The sequence below is a fragment of the Shinella sp. Sh6 genome, assembly GCF_055392685.1.
Genome location: NZ_AP044005.1, coordinates 118,680 through 136,780, shown reverse-complemented (window position 1 = coordinate 136,780; position 18,101 = coordinate 118,680). Strand labels below are relative to the sequence as shown.

Here is an 18,101-nt window from a genome sequence, read left to right as displayed (position 1 = left end):
GCGGGGCGAGGGAGTACAGTCGCAAGCCACGCAGTCCCTTCGCCCCGCCTGCGGGGAGAAGGTGTCGGCAGGCGGATGAGGGGCATCCGTCGCAGGGAATTGCAGGAATTTTAGGCGCCACCCGCGCCGCCAGGGAGAAGAGAATGACCGACGTCTTCATCTACGATCATGTGCGCACCCCGCGCGGGCGCGGCAAGAAGGACGGCTCGCTGCACGAAGTGCCGTCCGTTCGCCTCGCCGCCAAGGTTCTCGAAGCCGTGCGCGACCGCAACGGGCTCGACACGGAGAAGGTCGACGACATCATCATGGGCTGCGTCGACCCCGTCATGGATGCCGGCGCCGTCATCCCCAAGGCCGCCGCCTTCGAGGCGGGCTATTCCACCAGGGCGCCGGGCATGCAGATCTCGCGCTTCTGCGCCTCCGGCCTCGACGCCGTGAATTTCGGCGCGGCGAAGATCGCGCAAGGGGCGGACGACCTCGTCGTCGCCGGCGGCGTGGAGAGCATGTCCCGCGTCGGCCTCGGCATGTCGGGCGGCGCATGGTTCATGGACCCGTCCGTCAATTTCCCGGCCTATTTCATGCCGCAGGGCGTCTCGGCCGACCTTATCGCCACCAAATACGGCTTTTCGCGCGACGACGTCGACGCCTATGCCGTCGAGAGCCAGAAGCGCGCCGCCCATGCCTGGGAAAAGGGCTACTTCAGGAATTCCGTGATCCCGGTGAAGGACATCAACGGCCTTACCATCCTCGACCGTGACGAGCACATGCGCCCCGGCACCGACATGCAGGCGCTCGCGCAGCTCCAGCCCTCCTTCCAGATGCCCGGCGAGATGGGCGGCTTCGAGGCCGTCGCCATCCAGGCCCATCCGGAGATCGAGGGCATCAACTACGTCCACCACGCCGGCAATTCCTCCGGCATCGTCGACGGCGCCGCCGCCGTCCTCCTCGGCTCGAAGGAAGGCGGCGCGATCCTCGGCAAGAAGGCGCGCGGCCGCATCAAGGCCTTCGCCAATATCGGCTCCGATCCTGCGCTGATGCTGACCGGCCCGGTCGACGTCACGGAAAAGCTGCTCGCCCGCACCGGGATGACGCTCTCCGACATCGACCTCTTCGAGCTCAACGAAGCCTTCGCCGCCGTCGTGCTGCGCTATATGCAGGCTTTCGACATCCCGCATGACAGGATCAACGTCAACGGCGGCGCCATCGCCATGGGCCACCCGCTCGGCGCGACCGGCGCGATGATCCTCGGCACGGTGCTCGACGAACTGGAGCGCCGCGACCTCAACACCGCCCTCGTCACGCTCTGCATCGGCGCCGGCATGGGCACGGCGACGATCGTCGAACGGGTCTGAGATGAACGATGGACGACCGGACCGGAATCTGTATGCAGCCGAGCGGAACCCCGTACAACTGGAGTTCGCTCATCACAATCGCAGCAAGGATATGAAGGACGACTATGCGGCCTTCACCAAGGTCAAGACCAAGAAGGAGATGCGCGCACTTCGCACGGAGTTTCGCGTCACGCTGGTCTTCATTGTCGCGGTCATGGCCCTGTCCGGCCTCGCGATCGCCTACTTCTGATAGAGATATTCAAGGGAGAGGAATCCCATCATGAGCGCATACAAGAATTTCACCATCGAGACCGACGCCGACGGCATTGCGCTCGTCACCTGGGACATGCCGGACAAGTCGATGAACGTCTTCACCGTCGAGGTGATGGACGAGCTGGACAGGATCATCGACCAGGTCGTCGCCGACAGCGCCGTCAAGGGCGTCGTCATCACCTCCGGCAAGTCCTCCTTCTCCGGCGGCGCGGACCTTTCCATGATCAAGGGGAGCTTCGATCTCCTGAAGGAAGCCGAAGCCACCGATCCGGCGACCGCCGTCCAGAAACTGTTCGACGCCACCGGCCGCATGACCTGGCTCTTCCGCAAGCTGGAAACCTGCGGCAAACCGTGGGTTTCAGCCATCAACGGCACCTGCATGGGCGGCGCGTTCGAAATGTCGCTCGCCTGCCACGGCCGTGTCGCCTCCAACGCCAAGTCGGTCAAGATCGCGCTTCCCGAGGTCAAGGTCGGCATCTTCCCCGGGGCCGGCGGCACCCAGCGCGTGCCGCGCCTCGCCAATGCGCAGGACGCCCTCCAGATGATGACGACCGGCTCCTCGCTGACCGGTGCGCGCGCCAAGGCGATGAACCTCGTCCATCAGGTGGTCGAGCCCGACCAGCTCATCCCGGCGGCGAAGCAGATGATCAAGGACGGCCTCAAGCCCGTCCAGCCGTGGGACGAAAAGGGCTTCAAGGCCCCCGGCGGCGGCATCTGGACGCCCGCTTCCGCCCAGCTCTGGCCGGCAGCCCCCGCAATCCTGCGCCGCGAGACCGCCGGCAACTATCCGGGTGCGCTCGCCATCCTCAAATGCGTCTATGAGGGCCTTCAGGTGCCCTTCGAGACGGGGCTGAGGATCGAGCAGCGCTACTTCACCCATATCCTCCAGACGACCGAAGCCTTCTCGATGATCCGGTCGCTGTTCATCTCCATGCAGGAACTCGGCAAGGGCGCGCGCCGCCCGGCCGGCGTTCCGAAATCGGAGTTCAAAAAGGTCGCCGTCGTCGGCGCCGGCTTCATGGGCGCCTCCATCGCCTATGTCACCGCCGCCGCCGGCATCCCGGTCGTCCTCGTCGACCGCGACCAGGAGGCCGCCGACAAGGGCAAGGGCGTTTCAGAGGGCCTCGTGACGGGCGCTATCGGCAAGGGCCGCATGTCGAAGGAGGACGGCGAGAAGCTGCTTTCCCTCATCACCCCGACGCCGGACTACGCGGCGCTCGCAGATGCCGACCTCGTCATCGAGGCGGTATTCGAGGACCGCAACGTCAAGAAGGAGGTCACGGAAAAGATCGAGGCCGTGCTGCGCGAGGACGCCATCTTCGCCTCCAACACCTCGACCCTGCCGATCACCGGCCTTGCGAAGAATTCCAAGCGCCCGGAGCAGTTCATCGGCATCCACTTCTTCTCGCCGGTCGACAAGATGATGCTGGTGGAAGTCATCCTCGGCAAGGAGACGGGCGACAAAGCGCTCGCCACCGCGCTCGACTATGTCGCCGCAATCAAGAAGACGCCGATCGTCGTCAACGACACGCGCGGCTTCTACGTCAACCGCTGCGTCTTCCGCTACATGGCCGAGGCCTACGACATGCTGATCGAGGGCGTGCCGGCGGCGATGATCGAGAATGCCGCCAAGATGGCCGGCATGCCGGTCGGCCCGCTCGCGCTCAACGACGAGGTCGCCGTCGACCTTTCCTACACGATCTTCAAGGCCTCCATCGCCGATCTCGGGCCCCAGTCCGTCGACCCGCGCCACATGGAACTCGTGACGAAGCTGGTGGAAGGCGAAGGCCGCCTCGGCCGCAAGGCTGGAAAAGGCTTCTACGACTACCCGCCGAAGCCCGCCAGGAAGAAGCTGTGGCCGGGCCTCAAGGACCTCTATCCGCAGCAGAAGCCCGAGGATGTCGACGTCAAGGTGCTGAAGGAGCGCCTCCTCGCCACCATCGCACTGGAAGCGGCACGCACCATGGAAGAGGGCATCGTCACCGATCCGCGCGAGGCCGATGTCGGCTCGATCCTCGGCTTCGGCTTCGCGCCCTATACCGGCGGCACGCTGTCCTACATCGACGGTATGGGCGTGAAGGCCTTCGTGGCGCTGTGCGAGAAGCTCGCCGCGAAATACGGCGACCACTTCCAGCCGACCCCGCTCCTGAAGGACATGGCCGCCAAGGGCGAGACCTTCTACACCCGCTTCGCACCCGAGGCGAAGAAGGCCGCCTGACCGCCTTCGCCGGATCCCTTCATGCCCCTTCGGCCCTGCCGAGGGGGCATTTTCGTGCCTGTTCCCTGGGAGACAGCGCCGGATGGGGCGATGTGGGACATTCCAATCACCGGATGAGAGAGGCTCATCCCGAAGAGATCAGGAGAGACCCATGCGCAAGATCATCGTTTCCGCCGCCATCGCAGCCATCGCCGCCGTTTCCTTCGCCGCGCCCTCCGAGGCCGGCTACTACAGCTACGGCTACCAGCAGCACTGCTTCGTCAAGAAGGTCGTTTCCTACGACTACTACGGCAACCTCGTCGTCAAGAAGATCCGCATCTGCCGCTAGGCCGGCGCGGCCTACCAGGACCCGGATGTTAGCGCATCCGGGTCTTTCGCATGGCGTGCCGTGGGGCGTTGCGGCGAAACCTATGCCGGCCGGGGCGGCTCCGTCATCCGAACCAGCAGTTCGGCGCGCGTTCCGGCGGGGCGGTCGGCGTAGTCGAGGCGGCTGTCGAGGCTCGTCGCCATGGCGCCGATGATCTTGGAGCCGAGGCCGGTGCCCTGCACGGGGCCCTCGCCGCGCCAGCCGATGCCGTCGTCCTCGACGAAGAGCAGCGCGTTCTCCGCATCGAGCCGCGTGAAGCCGACGCGCACCTCGCCGCCGGCATCGCCATAGGCATATTTGAAGGCATTGGTGACGAGTTCGGTGACGATGACGCCGAGCGAGACGGCGCGGTCCGTCGGAACCTTCAGCGGCTCCAGCGTGCGGCTGAGGCGCACGTTGTGGCCCTGCCCCGCCATGGACGTATCGAGCTCGGAAAGGAGCGTGGCGAGATAGGCGCCCATGTCGACATGGCGCACGTCCTCGGAGGTGTAGAGACGGCGATGGATGCCGGCGATGGCGGTGATGCGCGCCTGCGTTTCGGCGAGCGCCTCGCGGACCGCCGCGTCGAACGCGCTCGACATCTGCAGCCGGATAAGGGCGGCGGCGAGCGCCAGCGAATTGCCGACGCGGTGGTTCACCTCCGCCAGCAGCACCTCGGCGCGCTCCTTGGCCGCGCGGATCTCCTGCTCGGCGCGCAGCTTGGCGCGCTTCAGCGCGGCGTTCTCCAGCGCCTGCCCGAGCGCATTGGCGAGCAGCGGCATGAAGTCGTCGCCGACCGACTTGATGACATAGTCGGCCGCGCCCGCCTTCAGCGCCTCGACGGCGACCTGCGCGTCGTTCGAGCCCGTCACGTAGACGACCGGCACCGCATCCGGCGCGCCGACCAGTTCCTTGAGGAAGCACAGGCCCGTTCCGGCCTTGAGGAAATGATCCAGCACGACCGCGTCGAAGCCGCCCGCCGCGAGCAGTTCGCGGCCGCGCTCCACGTCCTCGGCATGCAGCACCTCGTAGCCGAGACGGCCGAGCGCGCGCTGGGCGAGCCGCGCGAGGATCGGGTCGTCGTCGATATAGAGAATGCGATGAGGGCCTTCCTTCATTTAGTGGGTCTCGGGTATCTGGATCACGGAGAAGAAGAGGCCGAGCTGGCGGATCGCGTGGGCGAAGCTCTCGTATTCGACCGGCTTCGTGATGTAGACATTGGCGCCGAGATCGTAGCAGCGCTGGATCTCGCGCTCGTCGTCCGTCGTCGTGAGGATGACGACCGGCAGGCGCTTGGTATGGGTGTTGGACTTGATCTTCTGCAGGATGTCGATCCCCGACATGTCCGGCAGGTTGAGGTCGAGCAGGATCAGCAGGAACTTGCCGGCGCTCGCAAGGCCCGTGCGGTCCTTGCCAAGCACGAAGTCGAGCGCTTCCGTGCCGTTGGTGAAGGGCACGACCTCGTTGTGCACGCCCGCGCGGCGGATGTTCTTCTCGATGAGGCGCGCGTGGCCCTCGTCGTCCTCGACCATGACGATGGTGACTTCCTTGCCGAGACCGTTCATGCCTGCATACTCCTGACTACCTTGCTGAGGTCGGGCGGCAGACGAAGCACGAAGGTCGTCCCCTGCCCGAGTTCGGATCGAACGACGATATCACCGCCGAGATTGCGCATCAGTGAACGCACATGCGCAAGGCCGATGCCTTCGCCGGGCCTGTCCTGCGCGCCGGAGCGGCGGAAAAGCTCGAAGACGCGCTCGTGGTCCTCCGCCGCGATGCCGCGGCCGTTGTCGGTGAACTCGATGACAAAGCCCGCGCGGCCGGTGTTGCGCGCGCTGATGGAGATGCGCAGCGGCCGATCGGGCATGCGATACTTGATGGCGTTGTCGAAGAGGTTGCCGAAGACCTGCTCCAGCGAGAGCCGGTCGGAGACGACGGTCGGCAGCGTGTCGTCCACGACGACGATGCCGTCGGATTCGCCGACCTGATGGCCGACGGCCGCCGCACCCGCCTCGGCGAGCGCCTTGAGGTCCACCCGCTCGACCTTGAGCTCCCGCCGCCCGTCGCGCGAGATCTTCAGGATGGCGTTGATGAGGCCGTCCATCTTCTTGGTCGAGGAGCGGATGAAGCCGATCGCCTCCGGCAGGTCCTCCGAAGCCGCGCGGCGCGCCTCCAGGATGTCGCTCTCGCTCGGCGCCTTATCGTCGGCGAGCACATAGGCCTGGATGGAAGCGAGCGAGGCCTGCAATTCGCTGGTGAAGCCCATGATGTTGACGAGGGGCGCGCGCAGGTCGTGCGTGACGATATAGGCGAAGCGCTGGACCTCCTGGTTGGCGCGGATCAGCTCCTCCGTCCGCTCGTCCACCCGCTTTTCCAGCGTGGCGTTCAGCATCTCCACCTCGCGCCGCGCGACGATGATGTCGCGGGTATATTGGGCGATGACGACGATCGCCCCGCCGAGCACGGCGATGATGGCGATGGCGCCGATCACCGTCGTCCATTGCAGGGCGCCGGCCGACCGGAGCGTATCGGTAACGCCTTCCTCCATGCGGCGGTCGGCATCGGCCGTGATCTCGCCGAGCCGGGCGCGCAACTGGTCCATGATCACGCGTCCGCGGTCGTTCTTGACCTGCGCGGCCGCATCGGCCGGACGGCCCTGTTCGATGGCCGCGACCGTGTCGGCAAGCTCATCCAGCTTGGCGGCCACCAGCTTCTCGATCTCGGGCATGTGCCTGGCATATTCGGGGAAGCCGGCGACCTTCTCGGCAAGCACGGCCTGGCGTTCCGCCACCGCCTTGAGCGCGGCGTCGTACGGGCCGCGGAAGGCCTGATCGCCGGTGATGACGAAGCCGCGCTGGCCGGTTTCCAGGTCCTTCAGGGTGGAGAGGAGGTCGCTGGCGGCGCTGCGCGCCTCGCGCACCTCGATATAGCTGGTGAAATAATCCTGCACCTTATGGACGAGCCAGAGCGACGTGCCGACGATGCCGAGCAGCGCGATGATGCCCGCAATCAGAAGCACGATCGTTGACCGCACGAACGCGGAGTTCGATATCGGCATTCCAGTCCCCGTCAAAGCCGCTTTACAGAGGGCGACAATATCGCGCTCCGGCCGGTATGCAACCGGCCTGTGCGGCGAACCCCGGACTTCTTTTGGTCGGTCTCGGCCTTCCGCGCGAACTCAGCCATGCACCCGCGCGCGCCTTCCGAACCGCTCCATGGCGACGATGATCATGCCGGCGGAAAAGATCAGCACGGCGCCGACGAAGACGTTGGAGCCCGGCACGTCGCTCCAGATCAGGTAGCCGAGCGCGAAGGCCCAGACGAGCGAGGTATATTCGAACGGCGCGAGCACCGAGACCGGCGCGCGGCGCATGCCCTCGAACATGGCGAACTGGCCGATGCCGGCGATGATGCCGGTTCCCACCATCAGCACGAGGTCGACCGCCGAGACCGGCTGCCAGACGAAAGGCAGGGCGACCGCGGTGAAGAGGATGAAGAAGCCGCTGGAGATCGTCACCTGCACCTGCGTGCGCTCGTGCAGCGCCGTCTTGCGCAGGAGGACGCTCGCCACCGCCCAGAAGACGGCGGCCTGCAAGGCAAGGTAGATCGGCAGCGACAGCGTCAGCCCCCTGACCGCCACCCCGCAGGCGACGACCACGCCGGCAAAGCCGGTGGCGACCGCGAACCAGCGGTAGCCAGGCACCTTCTCCCCGAGGATCGGCCCCGACAGGATCGTCATGACCACGGGCGAGGCGTAGTAGAGCGTCGTCAGCTCGGCAAGGCCGAGGTCGCGCGCCGCGTTGTAGTAGGAGAGCCAGGCGGCCAGCAGCAGGAGATTGCGCAGGAGGAGGGGTTTCAGCACCGGCGAGTGCCGCGCGGCCCGCATGAGCGGCCGGCCGCCAAAGACGGCGCAGAGCGCGAACATCGTCACGCTGCGCATGAAGAGGATCTGCCAGACGGGCAGGCCGACGACGAGCCATTTGACCGACGCGTCCTGCAGGGAAAACATGAAATAGGCGAAGGACGTCAGCAGAATGCCGGAGGAGACTGTCTTGTGCACGGGGGGACCTCGGAGCGCACGGACAAGCCGCGCCACATCTTGATAGCGCGCCGCCGGTCTGCGCGAAAGTGGCAGAATTCGCGGGGGGAAGACATGAAGGAAATTTTTCCTATACCCCTTCGGCAGCTCCCCGAAATATCCGGAAACCCTCAAAAGTTTGGGCGTGCAAGCCGCACCGGACGGGTATATGCGCGGGGCCATGGACCCCAAACGACTCGGCTATGTCTTCACCCTCCTCGCGATCGTGATCTTCAGCGTGCAGGATGCGATCTCGAAGCATCTCGGCAGCGCCTATCCGCCTGTCTTCATCGCCATGCTGCGCTTCTGGGCCTTCGGTGCCTTCGCCATCGCGCTCGGCGCACGCGGGCCGGGCGGGCTGAGGGCGGCGGCGGCCACGCGGCATCCGGTCCTGCAGGTCCTGCGCGGCGCGCTGCTCGCCTTCCAGATCGTCGTGACCATCACGGCCTTCACCACGGTGGGCCTTGCCCATTCCCAGGCGATCCTTTCCTCGGGGCCGATCTTCGTGGCGCTCCTGTCCATGCCTCTCCTCGGCGAGCGGGTCGGCTGGCGGCGGTGGACGGCGATCGGCGTCGGCCTCTGCGGCGTGCTGATCGTCGTCAATCCGGGTGGCAGCGCGTTCGATGCGAGCGTCCTCCTGCCGCTTCTTTCCGCGCTGATGTTCGCGCTCTACGTCATCGCCACCCGCCTCGTCAGCCGCAACGACGCGGCCTCCACGAGCTTCTTCTATCTCGGCGTCGCGGGGGCTGCCGCCATATCGCTGGTCGGCCCGTTCTTCTGGACCAACCTTTCGCCCGTCGACTGGCTCTGGATGGGATTGCTCTGCATCACCGGCATGTCCAGCCACTATTTCCTCATCCGCGCCTACGACCTGCTCGACGCGGCGGCCGTGCAGCCGCTCACCTATCTCCAGATCGTGCTGGCGGCGATCATCGGCGTTTCCGTCTTCGGCGAGACGCTGAGCCCCAACACCGTCGCCGGCTCGGTCATCGTCGTCGGCGCCGGCATCTTCACCATCTGGCGCGAAAGCGTCGTGGCCCGCCGGCGGGCGGCGGAAACCGTCTTGCCGAACGAGACAGGAAAATAATCCTTTTTCCTTTACTCGGCCGGCATCCTTGGATATGCTCCCGATCGATCGGGCCGGCACAGGCCGGCCCCGTGCCTTGGCAGGGTTTCGCAGCATGTTCTCCCACGACCGGATCTGGGCGGCGATCGACGCCCTCGCCGAGCGCAACCGGCTCTCTCCGTCCGGCCTTGCCCGCCGCGCCGGGCTCGACCCGACATCCTTCAACAAGTCCAAGCGGCAGGCGGTCGACGGGCGCCAGCGCTGGCCCTCGACGGAATCGATCGCCAAGGTGCTCGACGCGACGGGCGCCTCCATCGACGAGTTCCTCATGCTGGCCGATCCCGCCCGCTACGGCGGCCTGCCGCAGGGCGCCTTTCCCCCGCAGGCCGGCAGCATTCCCCTGCTCGGCTTCGCCCAGGCGGGCGCCGGCGGCTTCTTCGACGACGGCGGCTTTCCGGCCGGACAGGGCTGGGATGTGGTGGAATTTCCCGCCTCGCCCGACCGCAAGCCCGGCGTCTACGCGCTCGAGGTGCAGGGCGACAGCATGCTGCCGCTCTACCGCGACGGCGACGTGCTGATCGTCGAGCCGGGCGCGCAGGTGCGCCGCGGCGACCGCGTCGTCGTCAAGACCCGCGAAGGCGAGGTGATGGCCAAGGTGCTGCACCGCCAGAGCCCGCGCACCATCGAGCTCGTCTCGCTCAATCCGGAGCACCCGAACCGCAATTTCGAGATGGACGAGATCGACTGGATCGCCCGCATCATCTGGGCAAGCCAGTAAGTCAGTGCTTACCTACATCAGCCGCCGTAGAGATTGACCGGGAAATAACGCAGGTAGATCTCCTGCAGACGTCCGTTGCGCGAGAGCGCCAGCAGCGCATGGTCGATGCCCCCCGCCAGCGCCGCATCCTCCTTGCGGACCATGATCGTCATACCCTCGCCGAGGAACTGCTCGGAAAGATAGGGGCCGTCGAACAGGCGGCAGCAGCCGGCCGAATCCGTGCCGCTCATCCAGAAGGCGAGCTGCATGCCGTCGCCGAAGACGGCCTCCACCTTGCCGTCCTTCAGGGCCGATAGCAGCGCCGCGCGATCCGGAAAGGCTTCCGCCCGGATGCGCGGGAAGAACGCCTTCAGCATCGCCTCGTGCACGCTTGCCGCGACGACCCCGACCTTACGGCCGTCGAGCGCGGCTGCCGTCTCGCCGGCGGGCGGTGTCTTCTTTGCCACGGCAAAGCGCGCGGGCAGGCGCATGAAGGGGCGTGAGAAGGCGAACCGCTGGCGCAGGTCCGCCGTGACGGCCACGCCGGCGGCGACCGCCTCGCCATTGCCGTCGGTAAGCGCCTTCTCCAGCTCGGGGAAGGTCACCGCCTGGATCTGGCACTTTTCCGTCAACTGGAGCTCGCGGCAGATCTCGCGCACCAGATCGACGTGGAAGCCGGCGAGCTTGCCGGTCTGGTCGATGAAGTTGAACGGCGGGAAATCCACCGTCGTCAGGAAGCGCAGGCGCACGATGCCGGAAAGATCCGGCCGCGCGATGCGCTCGCGCGTATCGAAGAGGATCGGCAGGTCGACCGGCGTGCGGTCCTGCGCGGCGCCGGGCATCGGCCTTGCCGCCGCCATCAGCAGGCAAAGCGCAAAAAGCCCGTAGGATTTAAGGGATGAAATTCTGCTCTGCCGCATTAACATCAACTTGGGGTTTAAGAGGGGCGTGGCCGATGACGTGCCGCGATGACGGCATGCGGCTGGCAGAATATCCCGACGACATCGCTTTCGCCACAGCAATCGGCATCCTGCCGGGACCGTTCGCGCCCTCGCCCGATGAGCAGCCCGTGCCGCCGCGCTTCATGGCCGAGGCCCGTCTCTTCCGCCGGCTCGGCCTTTCCAAGACCCTCATCGCGCGGATGCTGGTGCGGGCGAACCGCAACGGCACGACGCTGGAGGCGGAATTGCTGGCGAGCGGCGCGCTGGCGGAGGACATCTACTACGAGGCGCTGGCGGAGATCCTCCACCTGCCCTTCCTCAAGCGGCTCGATCCCGATGAGGTCGAGGATATGGTGGGAGCCGACGTGCAACTGGTGGAGCCGACCGCCGTCCGCATCCGCCATCCCTTCCGCCAGCCGATCATCGCCATCATACCCAGCGCGAAGCGGCTGGACTATCTCAGCGACCGTCTCCGCTCGCCCCTCCTGCGGATGAAGATGGCCGTGACCACGCCGTCGGCCATGCGCGCCGCCCTCTGGCAGGCCGGCCGCGACCGCCGGCTGCGCGAGAGCGTCGACCAGCTCTTCGGCGCCGTGCCGGAGGCGAGCGCCCGCATCACCCTGTGGGGCCGGCAGGGTTTCTACACCGGCACGATGCTGACGCTGGCTCTCGTCTTCGCGGTGCTGAACCCGACGGCCGCGATCCTCCTGCTCCATATCGTGCTGACCGTGTTCTTCTTCGCGACCGTCTTCATACGCTTCATCGCCCTTCTCGCCATGAAGCGGAGGAAAAAGAACACGCGGCCTGCCCTTCCCGCCGCCCGGCGGCCGGTCTATTCCGTTTTCGTCGCCCTCTACCGCGAGGCGGCGGTCGTCCCGCAGCTCATCGAGACGCTGAACCGGCTCGAATGGCCGGCCACGCGCCTCGACATCAAGCTGATCTGCGAGGCCGACGACAGCGAGACGCTCGATGCGCTTTCGGCCATGCGGCTCGGCCGGCAATACGAGATCGTCGAGGTTCCGCCGGGGCATCCGCGCACCAAGCCGAAGGCCCTCACCTATGCGCTCGGCGCGGCGCGCGGCGACTATCTCGTGATCTACGATGCGGAGGACCGGGTCGATCCGATGCAACTGGAGGAGGCCTGGCGCAGCTTCGAGGCCGGGCCGGCGGACATCGCCTGCCTCCAGGCGCCGCTCATCGTCACCAACGGGCAGGAAAGCCGGCTCAGCGCCCTCTTCGCCATGGAATATGCCGGCCTCTTCCGCGTGCTCCTGCCGCGCCTTGCCGCCGCGCGCATGCCGATGCCGCTCGGCGGCACGTCGAATCATTTCCGCACCCGCATCCTGCAGGAGGTGGGCGGCTGGGACCCCTACAACGTCACCGAGGATGCCGATCTCGGCCTGCGCCTCTACCGGCAGGGCTATCGCTGCGGCACGATCAGCCGCCCGACCTACGAGGAAGCGCCGACCGAGGCCCGCACCTGGACGGGCCAGCGCACGCGATGGTTCAAGGGCTGGCTGCAAACCTGGCTCGTGCTGATGCGCCGGCCCGTGCGGCTCGTCCGGGAAATGGGGCTCGGCCCCAGCATCGTCTTCCAGGTCCTGATCGGCGGGCTCATCCTCTCCTCGCTCGCCCACCCGCTGATCCTCGCCTATGTCGGGCTGATCAGCTGGCAGCTCTTCTTCCAGGGGGCATACCATCTGGGCAGGCTCGAATTGACCCTGTTCGTCCTCGACATCGTCAACATCTTCGGCAGCTATGCCGCCTTCGTCGCCCTTGGCCGCGCCGGCATGACACCGCAGGAACGGGCGGCGATCGGCCGGCGCTGGATGTGGACGCCGGTCTACTGGCTGCTCGTCTCCAAGGCGGCATGGCGCGCGGTGATCGAGCTGCGCAGCAACCCCTTTTCCTGGAACAAGACGAGCCACCGTCCCGCGCGGTCGAAGGTGCCGGACGAGCCGGCCGCGGCGGCGGGCTGAGCTGCCGTCAGCCCTCGTCTTCCATCCAGATCGCGACGTCGGCCGGACCGATCGTGCGGCCGCCGACGAGGAATTCCGCCGAGGCGGAGGCGGGCACGGCGGCGGGCGCGCCCGCATAATTGAAGGCGAAGCGCAGGCGGCCGCGGCGGGCAAGGCGGAGGTCCCCGAGGTCGGGAAGGCTCGCGACGCCCGCCCAGCCGAGCGTATCGCCCATCAGCCTCGTCAGGAATTCGCCGCGCGGCAGCGTGGCAACGTAGCGCGCCCTGTCATTGCCGATCACCGCAGGCGAGCCGGGCCGGTGCGCGCCCTCGAAGGTCGCCAGCACCGTTTCCGTCGTGCGGATCAGCTCGCGCCAGCCGGTCACCGGATGGCTCGCATTGCCGTAAAGCACGGGCTCGCTGTGGAACTCCGGCAGGGATTCCACGCGCGTCACGCTAAAGTCGATAAGATCGGCGAGCGGGCCGGGCGGCAGGTCGGCGGGAATGTGCATGTCGCGCGTCTTGCTGCCGCTGCGCGGGCCGAACAGGGCTTTTGCGCCCGACGCCTTCAGCCGGGCAAGGAAATCCATGTCGGGAATGACGAGGTCGGGCGCGACCACCAGCCGGTAGCCAGAAAGATCGGAATGCTGGCCGATGAAATCGACGTCCACGCCGAGGCGGGCGATGGCGCAGTACCAGTCGAGCGCGATGGCGGAGGCGGCATAGCCGCGGCCCTGCGGCAGGGCGCGGGTGGCAAAGCGCGACTCGTAATCGAGGAGGATGGCGACCGGAGCCTTTTCCCGCACCTCGCCGGCCGGAAGGCGCGCCATTTCCGCGGCCACCTGCGCGACCTCAAGATAGCCCTGGTCGGCCTCGCCGTTCGGCAGCAGCAGGCCCGCATGGAACTGCTCCTGCGCGAAAGGCGCCTGCCGCCAGCGGAAATAGGAGACCATGTCGGCGCCGTGGGCATAGGCGAGCCACGTCCACAGCCGCACCATGCCGTCGGCGGGCGACTGGTTGTGGGCGGCCCAGTTGACCGGCCCCGGCTGCTGCTCCATGACCCAGACCCGGCCGCGGCCGACGGCGCGGTAGAGATCGTGGTTGAAGGCGACCTGGTCGGGATCGCCGACGCGCAGATAGCGCGCCTTTTCTTCCTCGCTGAGGCGGCCGTTGATGAGGCCGCCCATCGGGTAGACGTCCCAGGAGGCGATGTCGATGTCCTCGCCGACCTTGTAGTGGTCGAAGTCGGTATTCTGGGACATGAAATTGTGCGTGACCGGCCGGCCGGGCGAATGGCGGCGGATGAGGTCGGCCTGCGCCTTGTTGAAGCTCTTCACCTGATCGGAGGAGAAGCGGTAGTAATCGACGAGATGGGTGGGCGTCGGCTCCTCGACGAGGTTGTTCGGCAGGTCCACCTCCTCGAAGCCGTTGTAGTGCATGCTCCAGAAAGTCGTACCCCAGGCGCGGTTCAGGTTTTCAACCGTGCCGTAGCGGGCGGCGAGCCATTGGCGGAAGGCCAGCTTCGCCTCGTCGGAATAGCTGTGGATCGTGTCGTGGTCGCCGTATTCGTTGTCCGTCTGCCAGGCGTGCACGAAGGGGTTTTCGCCGTAGCGGCGCACCATGGCCTCGGTGATGCGGGCGGCCTCGATGCGGTAGCGGCGGCTGGAGAAGCAATAGTGCCGGCGGGCGCCGAACTTGCGGGTAATGCCGCGCGCATCGACGGGCAGGATATCGGGATAGCGGTCGACCAGCCATTTCGGCGGGGCGGCCGTCGGCGTGCCGAGGATGACCTTGAGGCCGGCGCGGCCGAGCACGTCGATCGCCTCGTCCATCCACTCCCACCGGAAGACGCCGGATTGCGGCTCGATATGCGACCAGGCGAACTCGCCGATGCGCACCCAGGCAAGGCCGAGCTCCGCCATGCGGCGGGCGTCCTCGTCCCATTTATCGCGCGGCCACTGTTCCGGATAATAGCAGACGCCGAGCTCCAGCAGGCCGGTCTCCCTGCGGCCGGCGGCGAAGCGGTTCTGGTGGTCGAGCGGCTTATGCACTTTACTGTCCTTGTCATTCCCGGTGCCCGGATTTCCGAGCGCCGTCATCCTTGTCATCGGCGGGGCAGCGCCGTCAGCGTTTCGTCAAGGGCGGCGAGGAAGCGGTCGCATTCCGCCGCGCCGAAGGCCGCCGGCGGCTTCACCTTCAGCACGTTGTGGTGCGGGCCTTCGCTGGATAGCAGGATGCGGTGCCTGCGCTTCATCTCGGCGATGACGAAATCCAGTTCCTCCGCCGCCGGCTCCAACGTTGCCCGGTCGCGCACCAGCTCGATGCCGTTGAAGAGGCCGTGGCCGCGCACGTCGCCGATGATCTCGTGGCGTGTCGCAAGCGCACGGGCGCCCGCCATCAGCCGCTCGCCGGTCACCTTGCAATGGTGCATCAGCCGCTCGTCGCGGATGACGTCGAGCACGGCAAGGCCGATCTCGGCGGAGACGGGATTGCCGCCGAAGGTGTTGAAATATTCCATGCCGTTGGCAAAGGCCGCGGCGACGGCTTCCGTCGTGACGACCGCGGCCATCGGATGGCCGTTGCCGATGGGCTTGCCGAGGGTGACAATGTCCGGCACGACGCCTTGCAACTCGTGCGCCCACATGTGGCTGCCGACACGGCCGAAGCCGACCTGTACCTCGTCCGCAAGGCAGAGGCCGCCGGCGGCCCGGATATGGGCATAGGCTTGCCTCAGGTAGTTCTCCGGCAGGGTGAGCTGGCCGCCGGTGCCGAGGATGCCTTCGCTGAAGAACAGCGCGGGACGGCGCCCTTCCCCGGCGAGCGCCTCGACCTGAAGGCGCACGTCCTCGGCGTATTTCCGGCCTGCCTCGCTATCGCCGTAGCGGAAGCGGCCGCGATAGAGATCCGGCATCTCGGCGACGCAGACATGCGCCGGGCGTCCTTCGCCGCCCCTGCCGGTAAACTTGTAGGGGCTGACGTCGATAAGGCTCGACAGGTGCCCGTGATAGGCATGGTCGACCGTGACGATATCGCGGTTGCCGGTATAGGCGCGCGCCAACCGGATCGCCAGATCGTTCGCCTCGCTGCCCGAATTGACGAAGAAGCAGACGTTGAGCGGATCGGGAAAGAGCGCTGCAAGCCGGCGGGAATATTCCACCAGCGTATCGTGCAGGTAGCGCGAATTGGTGTTGAGCTTTGCCATCTGCACCTGCGCGGCCTTGACGACGCGCGGATGGCAATGGCCGACATGGCAGACATTGTTGACCATGTCGAGCCAGCGGTTGCCCTCGTCGTCGATGAGATAGGTCCCCTCCCCGCCGACGATCTTCAGCGGCTCGGCCGAATAGGCGATGGAGAGCGAGCGGCCGATGCGGCGCTGGCGCTCGCGCACCAGGAAATCCTTGTCGCGCGCGACGGTGACGGAGGCAGGCATATCAAAGCCGAAGACGACGCTCGGATCCGGGCTCACCGCACGCCAGACCTGCCAGTGATCGCGCACGCCGACGCCGTGCATGCGGCCTTCAAGGCCGAGATGATCGGTGACGACCTGGAAATGCAGGTGCGGCGACCAGTTGCCGTTCTCTTCGGCCGCGCCGAAGGAGGCGAAGGCCTCGCCCTTCGCAACAGGCTGGCCGATGGAGAGCTTCTGGACGCTCCGGCGGGAGAGATGCCCATAGAGCGTCCAGAAGACATCGCCCCCGTCGGTGCGATGTTCGAGAAGGACCGTCGGGCCGAAGCCATAGGCGACCGCGTCGTCATGGATGAAGGCGACCTTGCCGGCGAAGGGCGCATGCACCGGCTCTCCGGCCGGGGCGAAGAGATCGACGCCGAGATGCACGGTGCGGCGCGCGCCTGGCATGTCGAAGGCATCCCCCTTGTAGACGGCACGATCCTCACCGTAGAGGCCGATGGCGAAATCGGCGCCGGCTTCCGCGACGCGCGCCTCGATCAGCCGTTCGGCGCCGTCCGCATCGAGCGAGGCCCAGGCGGCCGCGTCGGGTCCCGATGCGGTAAGATCGAGGGCCAGCACCTTCGGCCTTGCTGTCTGCGGGCGGATGACGGGTGCGAAATCGTGGGCGTTGCGCTCCAGCCAGCGCTCGACGCGGGCGGCCTGCGGCACCGGCGCGAAGCCGCAGGCATCGCGGATGCGGGCGACGGCGAGCGCCGGGTTCTCCGCCTGCAGGCGCTGGAGCTCGCGCCAGACATCCTCCTGGCTGACCAGCAGGTAGGTGTTCTCCGGATTGTCGCGGATCTGCCGCGCCGCCATGCACATGCTGACGGCATAGCGCGTGCGCACGAGATCGAAGACGAGGCCCGCTTCCGCTTCGCTGATGGGGTTGGCCGCGTGATAGGCGGCGGCAAGGCGGGCGATGGTCTCGACCGGATCGGGCGTGCCGATCAGCGCATAGGCGCCGGCGACGGCGATCTCCACCACACGGAAGCTCTCGACCATATCGCCGAAATCGAGCAGGCCGCTGACGCGCCCGCCGGCATCGAGCAACACGTTGTAGTCGTTGGCGTCGTTGTGGATGACCTGGCGCGGGCAGGCTTCGAGGCGCGGCAGCACCTCGGCGGTGAAGCGCTCAAGGATGGCGCGGACGGCCGCCTGCTTCTCCGCATCCTCGATGAAGCGGAGGTTTTCCAGATGCATGCCGGCCCGGCCGATATCCCAGGCATAGAGGCGCCGCGCGCCGGCATGGGCAAAGCCTTCGAGGTTGCGGTCGAGCTGGCCGAGCAGGCGGCCAAGCGTTTCCACGCTCGCCGGCCCACGAACGGAGGAGCGCGACCAGACGTCGCCCGGCAGCCAGGTGAGGAGGCGCGCGGTGCGCGGGCCGCGGATTTCCGCGGGTATGCTCTGGGCGCCGCTCCGGTCCGGCAGCGCGCGGGAGAAGGACAGATCGGGCGCGGCCTTGGCAAGGTGATCGAGCACGGCGACCTGCATGGCAAGCTCGTCCGCATCGCCCGGCGCATGGAGCTTCAACAGGTAGCGCGTGCCGTCCGTTGCCTCGACCCGGTAGTTGAGGTCGTGCTCGCCGGGCAGCGGCGTTATCGTGCCGGCAATGCCGTAGCGCTCGGCGAGCAGCGACCCGATCGCCGCCGTCTCGTCCTGCCGTCCGGATGCTCCGTCCATCGT

The 18,101-nt window shown here is 67.0% G+C and carries 14 protein-coding genes; 7 read left to right on the top strand and 7 right to left on the bottom strand.

Annotation, left to right across the window (positions count from 1 at the left end):
- The first annotated feature begins 143 nt into the window (after positions 1-143).
- From ACZ5TO_RS00640 to ACZ5TO_RS00625, 4 genes are all read left to right on the top strand, one after another.
- Entirely contained in the window at positions 144-1,352 is a 1,209-nt protein-coding gene (locus ACZ5TO_RS00640; RefSeq protein ID WP_464799182.1) for an acetyl-CoA C-acetyltransferase, read from the top strand.
- Between the two features lie 91 nt (positions 1,353-1,443).
- Complete coding sequence (locus ACZ5TO_RS00635; protein ID WP_464799181.1) at positions 1,444-1,581, top strand: hypothetical protein; 138 nt, start codon at positions 1,444-1,446, stop codon at positions 1,579-1,581.
- Positions 1,582-1,611: 30 nt separating this feature from the next.
- Complete coding sequence (locus tag ACZ5TO_RS00630) at positions 1,612-3,822, top strand: FAD-dependent oxidoreductase (RefSeq protein ID WP_464799180.1); 2,211 nt, start codon at positions 1,612-1,614, stop codon at positions 3,820-3,822.
- A 151-nt stretch (positions 3,823-3,973) separates the two neighbouring features.
- The gene (locus ACZ5TO_RS00625; RefSeq protein WP_464799179.1) at positions 3,974-4,150 is read left to right on the top strand and encodes a hypothetical protein; all 177 of its coding nucleotides are present in this window, start codon (positions 3,974-3,976) and stop codon (positions 4,148-4,150) included.
- 80 nt (positions 4,151-4,230) lie between these two features.
- Here the strand turns inward: ACZ5TO_RS00625 and ACZ5TO_RS00620 are convergent, their stop codons facing one another.
- From ACZ5TO_RS00620 to ACZ5TO_RS00605, 4 genes are all read right to left on the bottom strand, one after another.
- Positions 4,231-5,286, bottom strand: coding sequence for a sensor histidine kinase (locus tag ACZ5TO_RS00620; protein WP_464799178.1), 1,056 nt, complete (start codon positions 5,284-5,286; stop codon positions 4,231-4,233).
- Positions 5,287-5,733 carry a response regulator gene (locus ACZ5TO_RS00615; protein ID WP_184145551.1) on the bottom strand — a complete coding sequence of 149 codons (447 nt, stop codon included), beginning with the start codon at positions 5,731-5,733 and terminating at the stop codon, positions 5,287-5,289.
- Positions 5,730-7,187, bottom strand: a complete 1,458-nt coding sequence (locus tag ACZ5TO_RS00610) for a sensor histidine kinase (protein WP_343059547.1) — start codon at positions 7,185-7,187, stop codon at positions 5,730-5,732. Before ACZ5TO_RS00610 ends, ACZ5TO_RS00615 begins: the two co-directional genes overlap by 4 nt.
- Before the next feature lie 159 nt (positions 7,188-7,346).
- The gene (locus ACZ5TO_RS00605) at positions 7,347-8,228 is read right to left on the bottom strand and encodes an EamA family transporter (protein ID WP_184145553.1); all 882 of its coding nucleotides are present in this window, start codon (positions 8,226-8,228) and stop codon (positions 7,347-7,349) included.
- A gap of 199 nt (positions 8,229-8,427) precedes the next feature.
- On the opposite strand from ACZ5TO_RS00605, the gene ACZ5TO_RS00600 reads away from it, so the two are divergent.
- Complete coding sequence (locus ACZ5TO_RS00600; RefSeq protein ID WP_464799177.1) at positions 8,428-9,333, top strand: DMT family transporter; 906 nt, start codon at positions 8,428-8,430, stop codon at positions 9,331-9,333.
- 94 nt (positions 9,334-9,427) lie between these two features.
- On the top strand, positions 9,428-10,090 hold the full coding sequence (locus ACZ5TO_RS00595) for a S24 family peptidase (RefSeq protein WP_184145555.1): 663 nt from the start codon (positions 9,428-9,430) through the stop codon (positions 10,088-10,090).
- A gap of 17 nt (positions 10,091-10,107) precedes the next feature.
- Here the strand turns inward: ACZ5TO_RS00595 and ACZ5TO_RS00590 are convergent, their stop codons facing one another.
- A complete protein-coding gene (locus ACZ5TO_RS00590) occupies positions 10,108-10,989 on the bottom strand; it encodes a transporter substrate-binding domain-containing protein (RefSeq protein WP_464799176.1) in 882 nt (293 codons plus the stop codon).
- A 35-nt stretch (positions 10,990-11,024) separates the two neighbouring features.
- Here ACZ5TO_RS00590 and ACZ5TO_RS00585 point away from each other — a divergent pair, with 35 nt between their 5' ends.
- On the top strand, positions 11,025-12,989 hold the full coding sequence (locus ACZ5TO_RS00585) for a glycosyltransferase family 2 protein (protein WP_464799175.1): 1,965 nt from the start codon (positions 11,025-11,027) through the stop codon (positions 12,987-12,989).
- 7 nt (positions 12,990-12,996) lie between these two features.
- On the opposite strand, the gene ACZ5TO_RS00580 is transcribed toward ACZ5TO_RS00585, so the two are convergent.
- Positions 12,997-15,018, bottom strand: coding sequence for a beta-galactosidase (locus tag ACZ5TO_RS00580; RefSeq protein WP_464799174.1), 2,022 nt, complete (start codon positions 15,016-15,018; stop codon positions 12,997-12,999).
- A gap of 53 nt (positions 15,019-15,071) precedes the next feature.
- On the bottom strand, positions 15,072-18,098 hold the full coding sequence (locus ACZ5TO_RS00575) for an aminotransferase class III-fold pyridoxal phosphate-dependent enzyme (protein WP_464799173.1): 3,027 nt from the start codon (positions 18,096-18,098) through the stop codon (positions 15,072-15,074).
- Positions 18,099-18,101: the final 3 nt, after the last annotated feature.

Excerpts from the sequence above, each read along its gene's own strand:
- ACZ5TO_RS00640 (WP_464799182.1), top strand. The coding sequence starts at position 144 with ATGACCGACGTCTTCATCTACGATCATGTGCGCACCCCGCGCGGGCGC.
- ACZ5TO_RS00635 (WP_464799181.1), top strand. The coding sequence starts at position 1,444 with ATGAAGGACGACTATGCGGCCTTCACCAAGGTCAAGACCAAGAAGGAG.
- ACZ5TO_RS00630 (WP_464799180.1), top strand. The coding sequence starts at position 1,612 with ATGAGCGCATACAAGAATTTCACCATCGAGACCGACGCCGACGGCATT.
- ACZ5TO_RS00625 (WP_464799179.1), top strand. The coding sequence starts at position 3,974 with ATGCGCAAGATCATCGTTTCCGCCGCCATCGCAGCCATCGCCGCCGTT.
- ACZ5TO_RS00620 (WP_464799178.1), bottom strand. The coding sequence starts at position 5,286 with ATGAAGGAAGGCCCTCATCGCATTCTCTATATCGACGACGACCCGATC.
- ACZ5TO_RS00615 (WP_184145551.1), bottom strand. The coding sequence starts at position 5,733 with ATGAACGGTCTCGGCAAGGAAGTCACCATCGTCATGGTCGAGGACGAC.
- ACZ5TO_RS00600 (WP_464799177.1), top strand. The coding sequence starts at position 8,428 with ATGGACCCCAAACGACTCGGCTATGTCTTCACCCTCCTCGCGATCGTG.
- ACZ5TO_RS00595 (WP_184145555.1), top strand. The coding sequence starts at position 9,428 with ATGTTCTCCCACGACCGGATCTGGGCGGCGATCGACGCCCTCGCCGAG.
- ACZ5TO_RS00590 (WP_464799176.1), bottom strand. The coding sequence starts at position 10,989 with ATGCGGCAGAGCAGAATTTCATCCCTTAAATCCTACGGGCTTTTTGCG.
- ACZ5TO_RS00585 (WP_464799175.1), top strand. The coding sequence starts at position 11,025 with ATGACGTGCCGCGATGACGGCATGCGGCTGGCAGAATATCCCGACGAC.
- ACZ5TO_RS00575 (WP_464799173.1), bottom strand. The coding sequence starts at position 18,098 with ATGGACGGAGCATCCGGACGGCAGGACGAGACGGCGGCGATCGGGTCG.